This window comes from Nocardia sp. NPDC058497 (assembly GCF_042720195.1).
GTDB lineage: Bacteria > Actinomycetota > Actinomycetes > Mycobacteriales > Mycobacteriaceae > Nocardia.
Genome location: NZ_JBHXMY010000087.1, coordinates 1 through 14,914, shown reverse-complemented (window position 1 = coordinate 14,914; position 14,914 = coordinate 1). Strand labels below are relative to the sequence as shown.

The 14,914-nt window shown below is 69.4% G+C and carries 15 protein-coding genes; 10 read left to right on the top strand and 5 right to left on the bottom strand.

The window, feature by feature from the left end; genetic code table 11:
* Window positions 1-108: 108 nt before the first annotated feature.
* The 4 genes from ACFWPJ_RS09135 to ACFWPJ_RS09120 all read right to left on the bottom strand — a co-directional run bounded on the left by ACFWPJ_RS09135 (window position 109) and on the right by ACFWPJ_RS09120 (window position 5,359).
* Window positions 109-927 (bottom strand): class I SAM-dependent methyltransferase, encoded by an 819-nt coding sequence (locus ACFWPJ_RS09135; protein ID WP_378849072.1) that lies wholly within the window; start codon window positions 925-927, stop codon window positions 109-111.
* Window positions 928-993: 66 nt separating this feature from the next.
* Complete coding sequence (locus ACFWPJ_RS09130) at window positions 994-1,443, bottom strand: GNAT family N-acetyltransferase (RefSeq protein WP_378849071.1); 450 nt, start codon at window positions 1,441-1,443, stop codon at window positions 994-996.
* Window positions 1,444-1,615: 172 nt separating this feature from the next.
* On the bottom strand, window positions 1,616-3,574 hold the full coding sequence (gene htpG / locus ACFWPJ_RS09125; RefSeq protein ID WP_378849069.1) for a molecular chaperone HtpG: 1,959 nt from the start codon (window positions 3,572-3,574) through the stop codon (window positions 1,616-1,618).
* A 54-nt stretch (window positions 3,575-3,628) separates the two neighbouring features.
* A complete protein-coding gene (locus ACFWPJ_RS09120; RefSeq protein WP_378849075.1) occupies window positions 3,629-5,359 on the bottom strand; it encodes a TM0106 family RecB-like putative nuclease in 1,731 nt (576 codons plus the stop codon).
* A gap of 216 nt (window positions 5,360-5,575) precedes the next feature.
* On the opposite strand from ACFWPJ_RS09120, the gene ACFWPJ_RS09115 reads away from it, so the two are divergent.
* The 7 genes from ACFWPJ_RS09115 to rraA are packed head-to-tail and all read left to right on the top strand — an operon-like array spanning window position 5,576 to window position 9,984.
* Entirely contained in the window at window positions 5,576-6,250 is a 675-nt protein-coding gene (locus tag ACFWPJ_RS09115; RefSeq protein WP_378849068.1) for a DUF6474 family protein, read from the top strand.
* An 8-nt stretch (window positions 6,251-6,258) separates the two neighbouring features.
* Window positions 6,259-6,783, top strand: coding sequence for a hypothetical protein (locus tag ACFWPJ_RS09110; protein ID WP_378849066.1), 525 nt, complete (start codon window positions 6,259-6,261; stop codon window positions 6,781-6,783).
* Window positions 6,784-6,823: 40 nt separating this feature from the next.
* A complete protein-coding gene (locus ACFWPJ_RS09105) occupies window positions 6,824-7,474 on the top strand; it encodes a YcnI family protein (RefSeq protein WP_378849064.1) in 651 nt (216 codons plus the stop codon).
* The gene (locus ACFWPJ_RS09100) at window positions 7,474-8,019 is read left to right on the top strand and encodes a copper resistance protein CopC (protein ID WP_378849063.1); all 546 of its coding nucleotides are present in this window, start codon (window positions 7,474-7,476) and stop codon (window positions 8,017-8,019) included. Before ACFWPJ_RS09105 ends, ACFWPJ_RS09100 begins: the two co-directional genes overlap by 1 nt.
* A 6-nt stretch (window positions 8,020-8,025) precedes the next feature.
* On the top strand, window positions 8,026-8,970 hold the full coding sequence (locus ACFWPJ_RS09095; protein ID WP_378849061.1) for a copper resistance D family protein: 945 nt from the start codon (window positions 8,026-8,028) through the stop codon (window positions 8,968-8,970).
* Between the two features lie 56 nt (window positions 8,971-9,026).
* Window positions 9,027-9,482, top strand: a complete 456-nt coding sequence (locus ACFWPJ_RS09090; protein WP_378849059.1) for an SRPBCC family protein — start codon at window positions 9,027-9,029, stop codon at window positions 9,480-9,482.
* 13 nt (window positions 9,483-9,495) lie between these two features.
* On the top strand, window positions 9,496-9,984 hold the full coding sequence (rraA, locus tag ACFWPJ_RS09085) for a ribonuclease E activity regulator RraA (protein ID WP_378849057.1): 489 nt from the start codon (window positions 9,496-9,498) through the stop codon (window positions 9,982-9,984).
* Between the two features lie 23 nt (window positions 9,985-10,007).
* Here the strand turns inward: rraA and ACFWPJ_RS09080 are convergent, their stop codons facing one another.
* Window positions 10,008-10,229: an RNA-binding S4 domain-containing protein gene (locus ACFWPJ_RS09080; protein WP_022566561.1), complete on the bottom strand. Its 222-nt coding sequence runs from the start codon at window positions 10,227-10,229 to the stop codon at window positions 10,008-10,010.
* Window positions 10,230-10,349: 120 nt separating this feature from the next.
* On the opposite strand from ACFWPJ_RS09080, the gene lysX reads away from it, so the two are divergent.
* The 3 genes from lysX (at window position 10,350) to ACFWPJ_RS09065 (ending at window position 14,774) form a co-directional block, all read left to right on the top strand.
* A complete protein-coding gene (gene lysX / locus ACFWPJ_RS09075; protein WP_378849055.1) occupies window positions 10,350-13,667 on the top strand; it encodes a bifunctional lysylphosphatidylglycerol synthetase/lysine--tRNA ligase LysX in 3,318 nt (1,105 codons plus the stop codon).
* Between the two features lie 93 nt (window positions 13,668-13,760).
* Entirely contained in the window at window positions 13,761-14,072 is a 312-nt protein-coding gene (locus ACFWPJ_RS09070) for a hypothetical protein (protein ID WP_378849053.1), read from the top strand.
* Between the two features lie 81 nt (window positions 14,073-14,153).
* Window positions 14,154-14,774, top strand: a complete 621-nt coding sequence (locus tag ACFWPJ_RS09065; protein WP_378849073.1) for a histidine phosphatase family protein — start codon at window positions 14,154-14,156, stop codon at window positions 14,772-14,774.
* Window positions 14,775-14,914: the final 140 nt, after the last annotated feature.

Genomic DNA, 14,914 nt, shown 5'->3' with positions numbered 1-14,914 from the left:
GAGAGTCCCGCGCGCGCGCGCGCGCGCGCCCCGCCCCCCGAGCGCCGCAGCTGCCGCCGGGGCGCCCGCGCGCCCCGCGCCCCCCCCCCCCCCCCCCCCGTCGCCGTGTCAGGAGGCCGGTACCGCTCCGACGCCGAACAGGGCAGTGGTGTGCAGTGGGGTGTTCGGGCGGTAAGTGACGGTGAGGCGTTCGACAGCCGCTTCGGTGCGCCGCTGCCATTCCTCCTCGCCCACTTCGTGTCTGAGTACGGTCAGCGGGGCGCTGCTGCGGGTCATGGTGTCCCACAGGGCTTCTGCGCTCGGGAAGCACACCTCGACCTGGTGGCTGCGGATTGTCACCTCGTCGAACCCCACCGCGCGCATCTCGGCTTCGAAGACGGCGGGGTTCTCCAGGCTGCGCGCATCCGGTTGCGGCAGTGCGGCGTTCGGGTCACCTGCGGTCAGCGCACCGAAGAGCGCGCGCATGAGCGAGGAGTCGACAGCGGGCGCCCAGGAGGTGACCACGGCCGTGGCGCCCGGGCGCAGCACGCGCCGGAGTTCGGCGAAGCCTTTCGGGCGGTCGGGGAAGAACATGAGGCCGAACAGGGAGAATCCGGCGTCGAAACTCGCATCCTCGTAGGGCAGGTTCTGGCCGTCGCCCACCTGCGTGGTGATCGTGGTGTGTCCGGCGAGTTCGGCTGCTGCCGTGAGGTGTTCGATCATCGGTGCCGAGAGGTCGATGGCGTGCACTCGCGCGCCCTGGTCGGCGGCGGCCATGCTGAGTAGCCCGGTGCCCGCGGCGACGTCGACGATCTCGGAATCCTTGCCGAGATCGACGTATTCGAGTGCGTGTGCCGCGAACGGGCCGAGGACGGTCGCGCCCGCTTCGGCGTAGCCCTCGGCCACCAGATCCCACGGTTGTGCCGTGACCGGCGTCCCCTCCGACATCGCGGTCGTTCCTCTCACCAAACCATCAATACCGTGACCAGACTACGGAATTCGCGCGATGCGGGGTCAGATCCTCCGTTCGAAGGTGATCAGCGAGCGGCCGGGGCCGTTGTAGTCGGCGACCGGGCCCACGACGGTGAAGCCGAGGCTGCGGTGGAAATCGATCGAGGTGAAATTGGCCGGAGACGTGATGGCGGTGACCACTTTTCGGCCGTCGGACCTGACTATCTCGAAGAATTCGTCGTAGAGGGTGCGGCCGAGGCCGACCTTGCGCGCGTCGGGGCGGACAGCGACGAAGTGGATGTAAGCGGCGTCGGCATCCGAGGGTGAGCCGAAACCGACCAGGAAACCGGAGATTCCGTCCTCGTCGGTCGCGACCAGGCTGGTGCGGTGGAAGTGGTCGAGGAACAGCCGGGGCAGGTTGTGCACGACCGTTCTGCCCCACCAGTTGTCGACCACGCCGATCAGATCGTCGTAGTCGCCGGGACGTGCCCGCCGGATCTCGTGCCCATCCATGTCTCCATGGTGCCGACTGTTCCGCCTCCCCGCGACTTTTTGCCGGTCGCGGGGAGACAGTGAGTTCGTGACCGGGCCGGCGGTGAGGGTGCTGGTGCCGCGTTGGGCGTGCCCGGTGAGTTACCCATGTGCTGGCGAGATCAGTTGCCCTGCAGAGGGCGCCGCACGCTCTTTACACGGTGCGGGTGAGTCGTTCCGTGAGGAGCTGGGCGAACCGCGCGGGGTCCTTCAGCTCGCCACCCTCGGCGAGAACCGCGGTGCCGTAGAGCAGTTCGGCGGTCTCGGCGAGCTCGGGCACCTTGCCCTCGTCGGCATCGGACTTGCGGGCGTCGTAGGCGTCGCGCAGGCCGGTGACCAGCGGGTGGGTCGGGTTGAGCTCGAGGATGCGCTTGGATTCCGGCAGCGCCTGGCCCGAGGCGCGGTACATGCGCTCGAGCATCGGGGTGAAGTCGAAGACGTCGCCGACCAGGCAGGCCGGGGAGGTGGTGAGCCGGTTGGTGAGGCGCACCTCCTTGGCGACCTCGTCGAGGGTCTTGCCGAGCCAGGTGAGCAGGTCGGCGAAGTCCTTGTCCTGCTGCTCGCGCAGCGCCTCGGTCTCCTTCTTCTCGTCCTCGGTCTCCAGGTCGACCTCACCCTTGGCGATGGACTGGAACTTCTTGCCGTCGAACTCCGGCACCGAGCCGACCCACATCTCGTCGACCGGATCGGTCAGCACCAGCACCTCGCGGCCCTTGGCCTTGAACGCCTCCAGGTGCGGCGAGTTCTCCACCTGCGCACGGCTTTCGCCGGTCATGTAGTAGATCGCGTCCTGGCCGTCCTGCATCCGCTCCACGTACTGCGCGAGCGTGGTGAGCTCGGATTCGGAGGCGGTCGAGGCGAAAGAGGAGACGGTGAGCAGGGTTTCGCGGTTGTCGGTGTCGGAGAGCAGGCCCTCCTTGAGGACCCGGCCGAACTGCGCCCAGAAGGTCTGGTACCTGGTCTGATCCTCGGCGCCCTGCATGTCCTTGACGGTGGACAGCACCTTCTTGACCAGCCGCTTGCGGATCATCTGGATCTGCCGGTCCTGCTGCAGGATCTCGCGGGAGACATTGAGCGAGAGGTCCTGGGCGTCCACCACACCCTTGACGAAGCGCAGGTACTCCGGCATCAGCTCTTCGCAGTTGTCCATGATGAACACCCGGCGCACGTAGAGCTGCACGCCGCGCTTGTGCTCACGGGTGAACAGGTCGAACGGCGCGATCGACGGGAGGAACAGCAGCGCCTGGTACTCGAAGGTCCCCTCGGCCTTCATCGGGATGATCTCGAGCGGCTCGTCCCAGGCGTGGCTGACGTGGTGGTAGAACTCCTTGTACTCCTCGTCGGTCACCTCGCTCCGGGGCCGCGTCCACAGCGCCTTCTGCGAGTTGAGGGTCTGGTCCTCGACGACGGTCTTCTCGACCTTGTCCTCGCCCTCGCCCTCCATCACCGTGCGCTCGACCTGCATGCGGATCGGCCAGGCGATGAAGTCGGAGTACTTGCGGACGATCTCGCGCAGCTTCCATTCCTGCGTGTAATCGAAGAGGTGATCGTCCTCGTCGGCGGGCTTGAGCGCGAGGGTCACCGCGGTGCCCTGCGGCGCGTCGGCGACGGTGTCGATCGTGTAGCTGGAGCTGCCCGCCGCGGCCTCCCAGCGGGTGCCCTCGGTCTCGCCCGCCTTGCGGGTGGTGAGGACGACCCGGTCGGCGACCATGAAGGTCGAGTAGAAACCGATGCCGAACTGGCCGATCAGCTCCTCGGCGGCGGCATCGGACTTGACCTCGATCAGCTTGCGGCGCAGCTCGGCGGTGCCGGACTTGGCGAGGGTGCCGATCAGGTCGATCACCTCGGCGCGGGACATGCCGATGCCGTTGTCGCGGACGGTCAGGACGCGCTTGTCCTGGTCAACCTCCAGCTCGATGTGCAGGTCGGAGGTGTCGGCGACCAGATCCTTGTCCTGGAACGAGGCCAGCTTCAGCTTGTCCAGTGCGTCGGAAGCGTTCGAGATCAGCTCCCGCAGGAACGTGTCTTTGTTGGAGTAGACCGAGTGGATCATCAGCTCCAGGAGCTGGTGTGTTTCGGCCTGGAACTCGAGGGTTTCGACGTGCTGAGTCACGGCACCGATCGTATTACTGTGCACACGGCGGTGCTCGGAGAGGACCCTGCGTGGTTACGCTCCGCTTGCGTGTCCCAGCCCGCCGGTCACACCGCGCCCGAAGTCGGTGAGCGAGGGAACCTCGTCGACGGCCCGCTGCGTCATCCATTCGCGCAGCACCTGGGTGGCGCGCACGTCGTCCTCGTTGTACTCGAACAACCGCGTGCGCTGGGACAGGTCCGGGGCGGCGTCGTAGCCGACGGCGCGGCGGTACCAGCCCATCGATGCCTCGCCGCCCGCCTCCGGGTCGCGCCAGCCGAAGCCGGCGACCGGGGCGATCTTCTTGAGGCCCTTGCCGTTCGGGCAGATGAACTGGTCGGTAACGGCCTGGAACATGTCGACCCATTCGGGCGAGTCGACGAAGGCGCGGACCTGTTCGTGGGTCGGGACGCCGGGCTTGCCCGCGAAGCGGCGGGCCGACTCGTAGAGCCACTTGTCCTCGGCGGTGCGCGAGTAGCAGTAGGCGGCGAAGGTCTTGCCCGCCGCGTGCGCGTCGGCCCGCACCCGCATCAGCCAGGTCCAGAATTCGCCGAAGGAGCGGCCCTCGTCCTCGGTGGGCAGCGGGTCCCAGGTGACGAACGGGCGGTAGACGCCGTCGAGCAGGGTGCCCCACAGGTAGGCGCCGTCCTCCTGGTAGCTCTCCAGGTCGACGTCGACCTCCACGTCGGCGCGGCGCACGCTCACCGTGTCGAAGCGGCGGACCAGCGGGGCGCCCGCGATCCAGGCGCGGGCGGTGACGACGGTCTCGGAGAACGGGCCGTGCTGCCAGTCGTCGGGTTCCTCGCCCTCCCACGCGGCCAGCTCGTCGACGGTCTGGACGCCGTGCACTCGCAGCACCTCGGCCCGCGAACCCGGCGCGACCAGGCTGACGTCACGCATCAGCGCCAGCTGCCCCTCACAACTGGGATTGGCGGTGTAGGACTGCTCCGCTCCCGAGGGCCCTGCGTGGTCACGCTCCGCTACCGCCTCCGGGCCCGCCGGTCGCTGCGCGGGGGTCCCGCGCACCCACCACGGGCACTGCCTGCACTCGGGCACCTTCGACGGCTGCGTCGGCAGCTCGCCGCGCACCACCGCGATGCGGTCGCCGTAGCGCTGGTCGTAGTCGGCCAGGACATTGGTCAGGTCGTGCACGAGGATGCGGTCGAAGGCCAGGCCGATCGCGCCACCGACCAGGGCGGGGCTGGCCATGCCGTGGCGCTGCAGCATCCGGTACAGATGCGCGAGGCGCTGCTGGTCGCGCGGCTGCGGGCGCAGCTTCACGTGCTTGTCGCGGCGGGGCTGCCAGCGGAACAGGTCCGAGGTCAGCGGGTGGAAATCGGCCGGGTCGGGACGGCGCGGGTCGGTGACCTTGTGGTTGACCACGATGATCGGGATGTAGCCGCCGCGGTCGTCGTCACGCAGCAGGAACTCGGCGCCGCCGCGACGGCCGGTATCGGGCTCCTGGGGCAGCAGGCCACCCCAGATCCGCGGAGCACCCGCCTCCATCGCGGCCATGGTCGCCGCCGCCTTCTCCCCGGCGCGCAGGTGCGGGTCGATCACCACCCAGTCGGCGGGGGCGGCCGCGACCAGTTCGTCGCGGACCCTGGTGCGGTGCGCGGTGGCGGCCTCGCGGCGCTGCTGCACACCCGGGTCTTCGCGGACCTCGGCGATGGCCTCCGGATGCTCGGCGTCCAGGCGCAGGCGATGCCGGCAGCCGATCAGCGAGCGCGCGTCCAGGAAAGCGATCCGGGCCTCGACGACCCCGATATCGACACCTCGATCGCGCGCAGCGGAAGCGGGGACCGGGCGAAGCACCGGCCCGCCGTCGAAGTCGTCCTCGGCTGCACGCACGCAAGCAGTATGGTCCCTCCCCCCGACACAATGCCCAATCGCTACCCTCCTCCCACTACGCTACGAAGTACGGCAGGCCGCTACCCCGGCACTGCCTCATGACTTGGCGAGCATGACGGAGGGCCTGATCTCATGGGGTTGTTCAGCAAGCGCAAGCGGCGCCCGAGCCGACGCGCTGAGGCGAAGGCACTCAAGCACAAAGCCGCGGTGGAGGCGAAGCTCGGCGCCAAGAACGAGCGCAAGGCCGCCAAGGCGAGCGAGCGCACCACCCGTCGCGCGAACAAAGCACAGGCCAAGACCGAGGCCAAGGTGGCCAAGGCGCAAGTCGCGACCCTGCAGGCCGAGGAGAAGGCCGCCGAGAAGCTGGCGGCGAAGGCCGACCGCGAACTGTTCAGCGCGAGCCAGATCCGCAAGTACCTCGGCGTCGCCCGCGTGCTGGTCCCGGTGCTCACGCCGCTGGCCTACCGCGGCGCGACCTACCTGCGCGGCCGGCTCGACGCCCGCAAGGCGCAGCAGCTCGGCATCGGCCTCGACCAGCTCGGCGAGTTCAGCGGCCACGGCGCCCGCCTGCAGGCCCGCATCACCAACACCGGGACGGCGCTCGACAAGATCGTCGCCGACGCCCCCGGCGACGCCGACACCAAGAAGTTCGTCGACGCGGCCAGGTCCCGGCTGACCGACCTGACCGTCGCGGTGAACACCGCCGAGCAGATGCCCGCCGCGCGCCGCAAGGCCGTGCACGCCTCCATCTCGGCCGAGCTCTCCGTGCTGGAGACCGACGCGCTCGCCCGCCTGGGCGTTCGCTGAACCGTGCCGTGACCACGCCGCAGCTCACCGCCCGCCTACGCGGTGGTGGCTGCGGCGTACTCGTCGGTGCGCTGGCGGTCGCCGCGCACGGACTGGGCGGCGGTGGGGTGCCGCGGTCGGCGGAAATCGCACTGCTGCTGCTGGTTTCGCTTGCCGCTGGGGCATTCGCCGGTGGCCACAGCACCAAACGCGCTTCGGTGCGCACCGCATCGGCGCTGATCGGCGGCCAGTGGGCAGGGCATTTCGCCCTTACCGGCACGCTGGATCATCACGGCAACGCCTTCGATGTGCTGCATCTGCCCAGCACCCCGATGATCACCGCCCACTTCTTCGCGGCCTTCGCCTGTGCCGCACTGATTCTCGTCGCCGAGCGGCTGTATCTCGTTGCGTCGAGCATGGTTCGGGCGACGCTCACCGCGCCGTCGCTCGCTATCCCGCAGCGCGCTGTCCGCTGGTCCGCCACCGTCGCCACCGCCCGTGGCGGCCGTCCGAAGGGGGTGCGCTGTCCGCGCGCACCGCCGCTGTTCGCCTGATCCAGACGACCTCAGAACTCTTCGGACAGAAGGCAATTCCATGCAGAACTTCATCACCCGCGGAACCGGCACCGCCGCGCTCGCGGCCGGGCTGGTGCTCGCCGCCTGCGGTTCGGCGGCCGCGCACGTGACCGTCGACGCCCCCGGCGCGGCGCAGGGCAAGTACACCGTCGCCACCTTCAAGGTGCCGACCGAATCCGAGACCGCGTCCACCACCGGGCTGCGCGTCACCGTGCCGAACCTGAAAAGCGTGCGCACCGAACCGATGCCGGGCTGGACCGCGAAGGTCGAGCGCAACGACAAGGGCGAGACGGTCGCGGTCGCCTGGACCGCCGACCCGGGCAACAAGGGTGTCGGCCCGGGCCAGTTCCAGCGCTTCGTGCTCTCGCTCGGCCCGCTGCCCGCCCAGGACACGGTGAACTTCCCCGCCCAGCAGACCTACAGCGACGGCAAGGTCGTCGCCTGGGATCAGCCGAGCAGCGACGGCGCCGAACCCGAACACCCGGCGCCCTCGCTCACGCTGAGCGCCAAGGGCGGCGCCGAGGGCGGCGATCACCAGGTCGCTTCCGCCGAAACCGCCGAGGCGGGCACCGATTCGGTGGCCCGCTGGCTCGGCGGCATCGGGCTCGCGCTCGGCCTGTTCGCGGCCGCCCTCGGCCTCGGCCTCGTCTTCCGTTCGCGGAGGTCGTGATGCGTGTCGATCACCGCATGGCGCGCCGGGTGCTCGCCGTCCTGATCGCCGGACTGCTCGCCGTGTTCGCGGCGGCCGGTGTGGCGAGCGCGCACTCCGGCGCCGTGAGCAGCGTGCCCGAGGACGGGTCGACCATCGAGGTCGGGCCCGCGCGCGCCAGCATCACCTTCAACGAGGAACTGCAGCAGAACTTTCCGTCGCTGACCGTGGTCGGCCCGGACGGCAGGCTGTGGTCGAAGGGCAAGGCGCTCGTCGAAGGCCGCACCGTCAGTGTGGAATTGGGTGAGCTCGGCCCGGTCGGTGAGTACACCCTCGCGTTCCGGGTGACCTCGGCGGACGGCCATCCCGTCAGCGGGACACGGCATTTCACGCTGAGCAAGGCGGGCACCGGCACCCCGGGCCCGCGCCCGGGTGAGGACAAGGCCGACGGCGGCGGCGACTCCGGCGGGGTGCCCGTGTGGGTGTTCGTCGCCGGTGGCGTCGTGCTGTTCGGCGCGGGCCTCGCGGTGGCGCTGCTCGGCGGCCGCGCCGGCCGCAAGAAGTAGCCATCCATGACGACCGGTCGCCGGGTACCCGGTACGACGCTGCGGCAGTGGCGGGTCCTGGTGCCGGTCGTGGTGGCCGCCCTGGCCGGGGTGGCGCTGGCATGGGCATTGCGCCGCGAGGGCGGCTTTCCCGGTGCGGCGTTTGCGCGCGTCGTCGCTGACGGCGCGGGCGCGACGGTGTTCGGGCTGGCGGCACTCCCCCGGCTCAACGAGCGGCTGCGCGTCGCCTGGCGGCCGGTGGCGGCGCTGGCGGGCGTCTGGTTCGCGGCCGAGTTCACCGTGCTGGTGTGGGAGGCGGCCGGGATCGTCGGCGTCCCGGTGACCGAGCTCGGCGCGGGCGAGTTCGCCACCTTCCTCGGCAAGCTCAGTGGCGGCCAGATCGGCATCGCGATCCTGTTCTGCACCGGCGCGATCGCCTGCTACGCCGCACTGGCCTTCCGCAGGCCCGACGCGGCGTCGGCCGATCTGGTGCTGGTGTTCGCCGCGGTCGCGCTGGCCCTGCGCCCGATCACCGGGCACATGTCCCAGCAGACGCTCGGTTCGGTGCTGGCCGCGGCGCACGCGCTGGCCGCGGCGTGCTGGTTCGGGCTGCTGCTGGCGATGGCGCTGGTCCTGCGCACCAGGGGCGAGTGGGCGGCGACGCTGCCGCGTTACTCGGCGCTGGCCGCGCCGCTGGTGCTCGTGATCGCGGTGACCGGGCTGATCGACGGGCTGGTCCGCATCGGCGGCATCGAGCCGCTGTGGACGAGCGGATACGGCCGGATCATGCTGGCGAAATTCACCGTCCTGTGCGCGCTGACCGGCCTGGGCTGGTGGTGGCGGCGCAGCTGGGTGCACCGGGCGGGCGAGCATCGGGTCACCGCCGACATCTCGCTGCGCAACGCCGCGATCGAGGTGACGGTGATGGGCGTCGCGCTCGGCTTGGCGGCGACGCTGGCCGTCACCGCGTAGCCAGATCGGTCACAGCATAGTCGGATCGGTCGCCGGGGACCGATAAAGTGGCCGATATGACCGAAGTGAGGATTGTCGAAGACTGCGCCGCGTCCGCCGAGACGGCATTCGCCTATGTCAACGACTACCGCAATATGCCGAACTACCTGCACGGCATCGAATCCTTCGTCCCGGTCACCGACCAGACCGAAGGGATCGGTGCCACCTTCGACGGCAACATGAAGCTCGGCCCCGCCGCGCTCAAGTCCAGGGTCGAGGTCGTGAAGTGGGAGCAGGGCCGGTTGATCGGCATCAAGTCGATCAAGGGCTTCGAGATCATCTCGACGTTCCACTTCTATCCCAAGGGCGAGGCGCTGTGCACCGTCGACGCGACCATCGAATACTTCGTACCCGGCGGCATCGCGGGCAAGATGCTGGGTAAGACGATCGAGCCGTTCGTCAAGATCGCGGTGAAGCACACCACAGACAACCTGGTCAGGGAGATCGCCAAGGCGCACGCCGCGGGCGCCTGACAGAATGCAGGCCATGACCGAATCAGCGAATGTTGTGGCCACCGCCGATCTGGCCGATGAGATCGGCCCCGAGATCCGCAGCTGCGACACCCAGTTCATCCAGTTCGGTGGCCGGGCCGCGTTCGCCGGACGGATCACCACGATCCGTTGCTTCCAGGACAACCTGCTGGTCAAGCAGACCCTGAGCGAGCCGGGCGAGGGCAAGGTCCTCGTCGTCGACGGCGGCGCGAGCGTGCACACCGCCCTGGTCGGCGACATCATCGCGGGTCGTGGCGTCGACAACGGCTGGGCGGGCGTGATCGTCAACGGCGCGGTGCGCGACTCGGCGATCCTGAGCACCCTCGATATCGGGGTGAAGGCGCTGGGCACCAACCCGCGCAAGAGCACCCAGACCGGCAGCGGCGAGAAGGACATCACCATCGAGTTCGGCGGCGTCACCTTCGTGCCCGGCGAGATGGTCTACAGCGACCACGACGGCGTCGTGGTCCGCGCCGAGGACTGAGGCACTCCTCGCGGGTGTTCGGGCTAGTTCCCGGACACCCGCACCTTGTGCCCGGCCAGCACGACGACGTCGCCGACCTGTAGCTGCCTGCCGCGGCGCAGCTCCACCTCGTCGTTGACCCGGACCAGGCCCTGGGCGATCACCGTCTTGGCCTCGGAACCCGAATCGATCAGGTTGGCCAGTTTCAAGAATTGCCCGAGCTTGATGACATCGTCATCGATCGGCACATCCACTGGTTCCGACATGGGCAAATTATTACCCGCCCAGGAAATTCGGGTCGCCACCGGCCCCGCCGCGGCCACGGTGACGAACACGCCGCAGCGACGGCGACACCGATCCGGCCCGGATGGACGCACACTGGATCGGTGACCCTCACGCAGGCCGAGCAGCATCCCACCGTCGAGGCCCCGCCGGACCGCGCCGCCGTCCCGCATCGCGGGCGGGGCAGGTTGGCCGAGGTACCGCACATCACCGGGCTGGTGCTCGGTGTCTTCGCGGTTCTGTGCTTTCTGTGGAGCCTCTCGCCCGCGCTGCGCCATCTGACGCAGGCGCCGCGGCACTACGTCGACACCTACTACTTCGACGCACCGGATACGAGTCTGGTGTGGGCGCTGGTCGTCGGCCTGCTGGCCGGGGCGCTGGCCGCGCGCAAACGCGTCGCGTGGTTGCTGCTCATCGTCTACCTGCTGCTCTACGCGGTGACCAACATCCTGGATTTCCTCTCCGCGGACGACGTCGACGCGCTGGTCGCGTTCATCGTGCACGTCGTGGTGATCGGGATCCTGATCGCGGCGCGTTCGGAGTTCTACACGCGGGTCAGGCCGGGTGCGCTGTGGAAGGCGCTCGGCGTACTGGTCGGGGGCCTGGCCTTGGGCTGCCTGCTCGGCTGGGGGCTGGTGGAACTCGCGCCCGGCTCGCTGCCCGCCGGCGCGCAGCGGCCGCTGTGGGCGGTCTACCGGGTCACCGCGGCGGTGCTGGTCGACAACGAGCACTTCGACGGGCACCCGCCTTCGTGGGTGAACTTCCTGCTCGGCCTGTTCGGCGCGATCGCGCTGCTGGCCGCGGTGGCGGTGCTGCTGCGATCCCAGCGCGCCGACAACGCGATGACCGGCCTGGACGAGTCGGCGATCCGCGGGCTGCTCGCCGCCAGCGATGTCGAGGACTCGCTGGGCTACTTCGCCACCCGCCGGGACAAGGCGGTGGTGTTCGCGCCGAACGGCAAGGCGGCCATCACCTATCGCGTCGAGCTGGGCGTCTGCCTGGCCAGTGGCGATCCGATCGGGCCGAAACAGGCGTGGCCGCAGGCGATCAAGGCGTGGCTCGAGCAGGCCGACCGGTTCGGCTGGGCGCCCGCGGCGATGGGCGCGAGCGAGCTCGGCGCGACCGCGTACCGCGCTGCCGGGCTCTCGGCGCTGCGCCTCGGCGACGAGGCGATCCTCGACACCCGCACGTTCTCGCTGGCCGGGCCGGAGATGAAACAGGTACGCCAGGCCGCGAACCGGCTGCGCAAAAACGGTTTCGGCGTGCGCGTGCGCAGGCACCGCGACATCCCCGCCGCCGAGTTCGCCGACGTCGTCGCCCGTGCCGACGCCTGGCGCGACACCGAGACCGAACGCGGCTTCTCGATGGCGCTGGGCCGCCTCGGCGACCCGCTCGACGGCGACTGCCTGCTGGTGGAGGCCGTCGATCACGACGACCGGGTGCACGCCATGCTCTCGTTCGTCCCGTGGGGCCGCAGCGGCGTCTCGCTCGAACTGATGCGCCGCGACCCACAAGCACCCAACGGCGTGATGGAGCTGATGATCTCGCAGCTCGCGCTGAACTCGGATCAGTACGGCATCACCAAGATCTCGCTGAACTTCGCGGTGTTCCGTTCGGTGTTCGAGGAGGGCGGCCGGATCGGCGCGGGCCCGATCCTGCGGGCGTGGCGCGGTGTGCTGCTGTTCTTCTCGCGCTGGTGGCAGCTCGAGGCGCTGTACCGGTCGAACGTGAAGTACCACCCGCGCTGGGTGCCGCGGTTCTTCCTGTTCGAGGAACGCAGGCAGCTGCCGCGGGTGGCGACCGCCAGCGGGCTGGCCGAGGGCTTCCTGCCGCGCCTCGGCAAGGAACCCGACGCGGCCGCGCACACCGGCACCCGCCCGGCCGTGCCCGCGGGCATCACCGGTCTGCACGCCGACGGCAGCCCGCCCGAGGCGCCGGAAGGCGAAGAGGCAGAGCAGGGTCCGCGCAGGCCGGAGCAGGTCCGGGTGCGCATGGACAAACTGAACCGGCTCACCGCCGCCGGCGTCGACTCCTACCCCGTCGCCTATCCGCCGACACACACCATCGCCACGGCCAGGCAATGCCCCAAGGGCACGACGGTCCGGATCGCGGGCAGGATCTTGCGCATCCGCGACTTCGGCGGCGTGATCTTCGCCGTTGTCCGTGATTGGACGGGCGAGATCCAGCTCGTCGTCGACCGCGAACGGGTCGGCGCCGACCGCAGCGCCGAGTTCACCGAATTCTTCGACCTGGGCGACCTCATCGAGGTCAGCGGCCAGCTCGGGACCAGCCGCAGCGGTGAGCTGTCGCTACTCGCCCAGGACTGGCGGATGAACGGCAAGTGCCTGCATCCGCTGCCCGACAAGTGGCGCGGCCTGGCCGATTCCGAGGCCAAGGTGCGGCAGCGCTACGTCGACATGGCGATCAACCCGGATACCCGCGAGGTGATGGGCAAGCGCAGCGCGGTCCTGCATTCGCTGCGCGACTCGCTGTTCGCCTGGGGCTTCCTCGAGGTCGAGACGCCGATCCTGCAGCAGGTGCACGGCGGCGCCAACGCGCTACCGTTCCGCACCCACATCAACGCCTACGACCTGGACCTGTACCTGCGAATCGCCCCCGAGCTGTACCTCAAACGGCTGTGCGTCGGCGGGATGGAGAAGGTGTTCGAGCTCGGCCGGACCTTCCGCAACGAGGGTGTCGACTTCAGCCACAATCCCGAGTTCACGATCCTGGAAGCCTATGAGGCGCACAGCGATTACCTGCGGATGATGCACCTGTGCCGCCGGCTGATCCAGGACGCGGCGATGGCGGCCAACGGCGCCGAGGTGGCGCTGCGCCCGAACGACGACGGCGGATTCGACGAGGTCGACATCTCCGGCGAGTGGCGGGTCAAGACGGTGCACGGCGCGGTCTCGGAGGCGATCGGCACCGAGATCACCCCGCGCACCGAGCTCTCGCGCCTGCGCGAGCTGTGCGACGAGGCGGGCATCGCCTACCAGCATGCCTGGGACGAGGGCGCGGTGGTGCTGGAGATGTACGAGCACCTGGTGGAGTCGCAGACCACCGACCCGACGTTCTACCTCGACTTTCCCACCTCGGTCTCACCGCTGACCCGCTCGCACCGCAGCATCGACGGCGTCACCGAGCGTTGGGATCTCGTGGCCTGGGGCGTCGAACTGGGCACCGCCTACAGCGAACTCACCGACCCGGTCGAACAGCGGCGCAGGCTCACCGAGCAGTCGATGCTGGCCGCGGGCGGTGACCCGGAGGCGATGGAACTCGACGAGGACTTCCTGCAGGCGCTCGAGCACGCCATGCCGCCCACCGGTGGTCTCGGCATGGGTGTCGACCGGGTGGTCATGTTGATCACCGGGCGCAGCATCCGCGAGACGCTGCCGTTCCCGTTGGTGAAACCACGCTGAAAGTTTCTTACCGAAAGTCACACCGACAGCGCTAGTCTCGGAGTTCCGGCACCGGGAGGATGTCGGGCCAACAACACATCGGGATGGGATTACATGTATCTGGACCTGCTGACCACGGCCGCTCTAGTCGATCCGCACATGCTCACGAGCAGCTTCGACACCTTGGCGAGCTCGGACGCGGTCAACACCGCCGCGGACCTCTTGGCGAAGAAAAAGAAGAAGAGCAACACCGGCCTGATCATCGGCGGCATCTGCTGCCTGATCATCGTGGTGCTCATCGTCGGTGGCATCTTCCTGCTCAAGAACAAGAAGAAGGATGGCGGTCAGCCGCCCGCGCAGCCGCCGTACGGTGGTCCGCAGGGTGGTCAGCCGCCGTATGGTCAGCCGCCTTACGGCCAGCCCTGATCTGACGAGGGGCTCGCGGGATCCTCGGATGACGAGGTATCCCCGCGAGCCCTCAGGGCCGATACGGCAGAGTGTGTGAGCGTGCAGCTCATTCTCGTGCGTCATGCCCAGCCGAAACGCGTCGTCGGGGCCACCACCGCCGCTGACCCCGGTCTCACCGGCATCGGCCTACAGCAGGCCGAGCGCGTCCCCGCGGCCCTGGCCGCCCACGAGATCGCCAGGATCGTCAGCAGCCCACAGCGGCGCGCCCGCGACACCGCGGCTCCCACCGCGGCGGCGCGCGATCTGCCCGTCGAGGTCGTCGACGATCTGGCCGAGTACGACCGTGACCTGCCCGTCTACATCCCCATCGAAGACGCCAAGACCGACTTCGCCGACGCCTACAACCGGATCAAGGCCGGGTATCTCCCCGAGCAGATCGACGGTCCCGCTTTCACCGCCCGCGTCCTGACGGCGATCGATGCCCTGGTCGCCGCGGCGGCGCCGACCGACACCGTGGTTGTCTTCGCCCACGGCGGCGTCGTCAATGTTCTGCTGGCCGACATCCTCGGCCTGCCCCGGCCACTCACCTTCCCGATCGACTACTGCTCGGTCACGCGGATCCTCTACTCCCGCACCGGCACCCGCACCGCGGCCACGATCAACGAGAACGGCCACATCTGGGACCTGCTCCCGCGCAACCTCGCCCACACCACCCCGTAAAACGCGACGAGGCCCGGGGGACGGCGAAGACCCCCCGCCCCCCGACGCGCCCCAACACGCCCCCGGAGCCGGTCTCGTATACACAACACCCAGCCCACGACACCGGCATTAATAGCCGGAGACGGCGGGGGGGTGAGAGA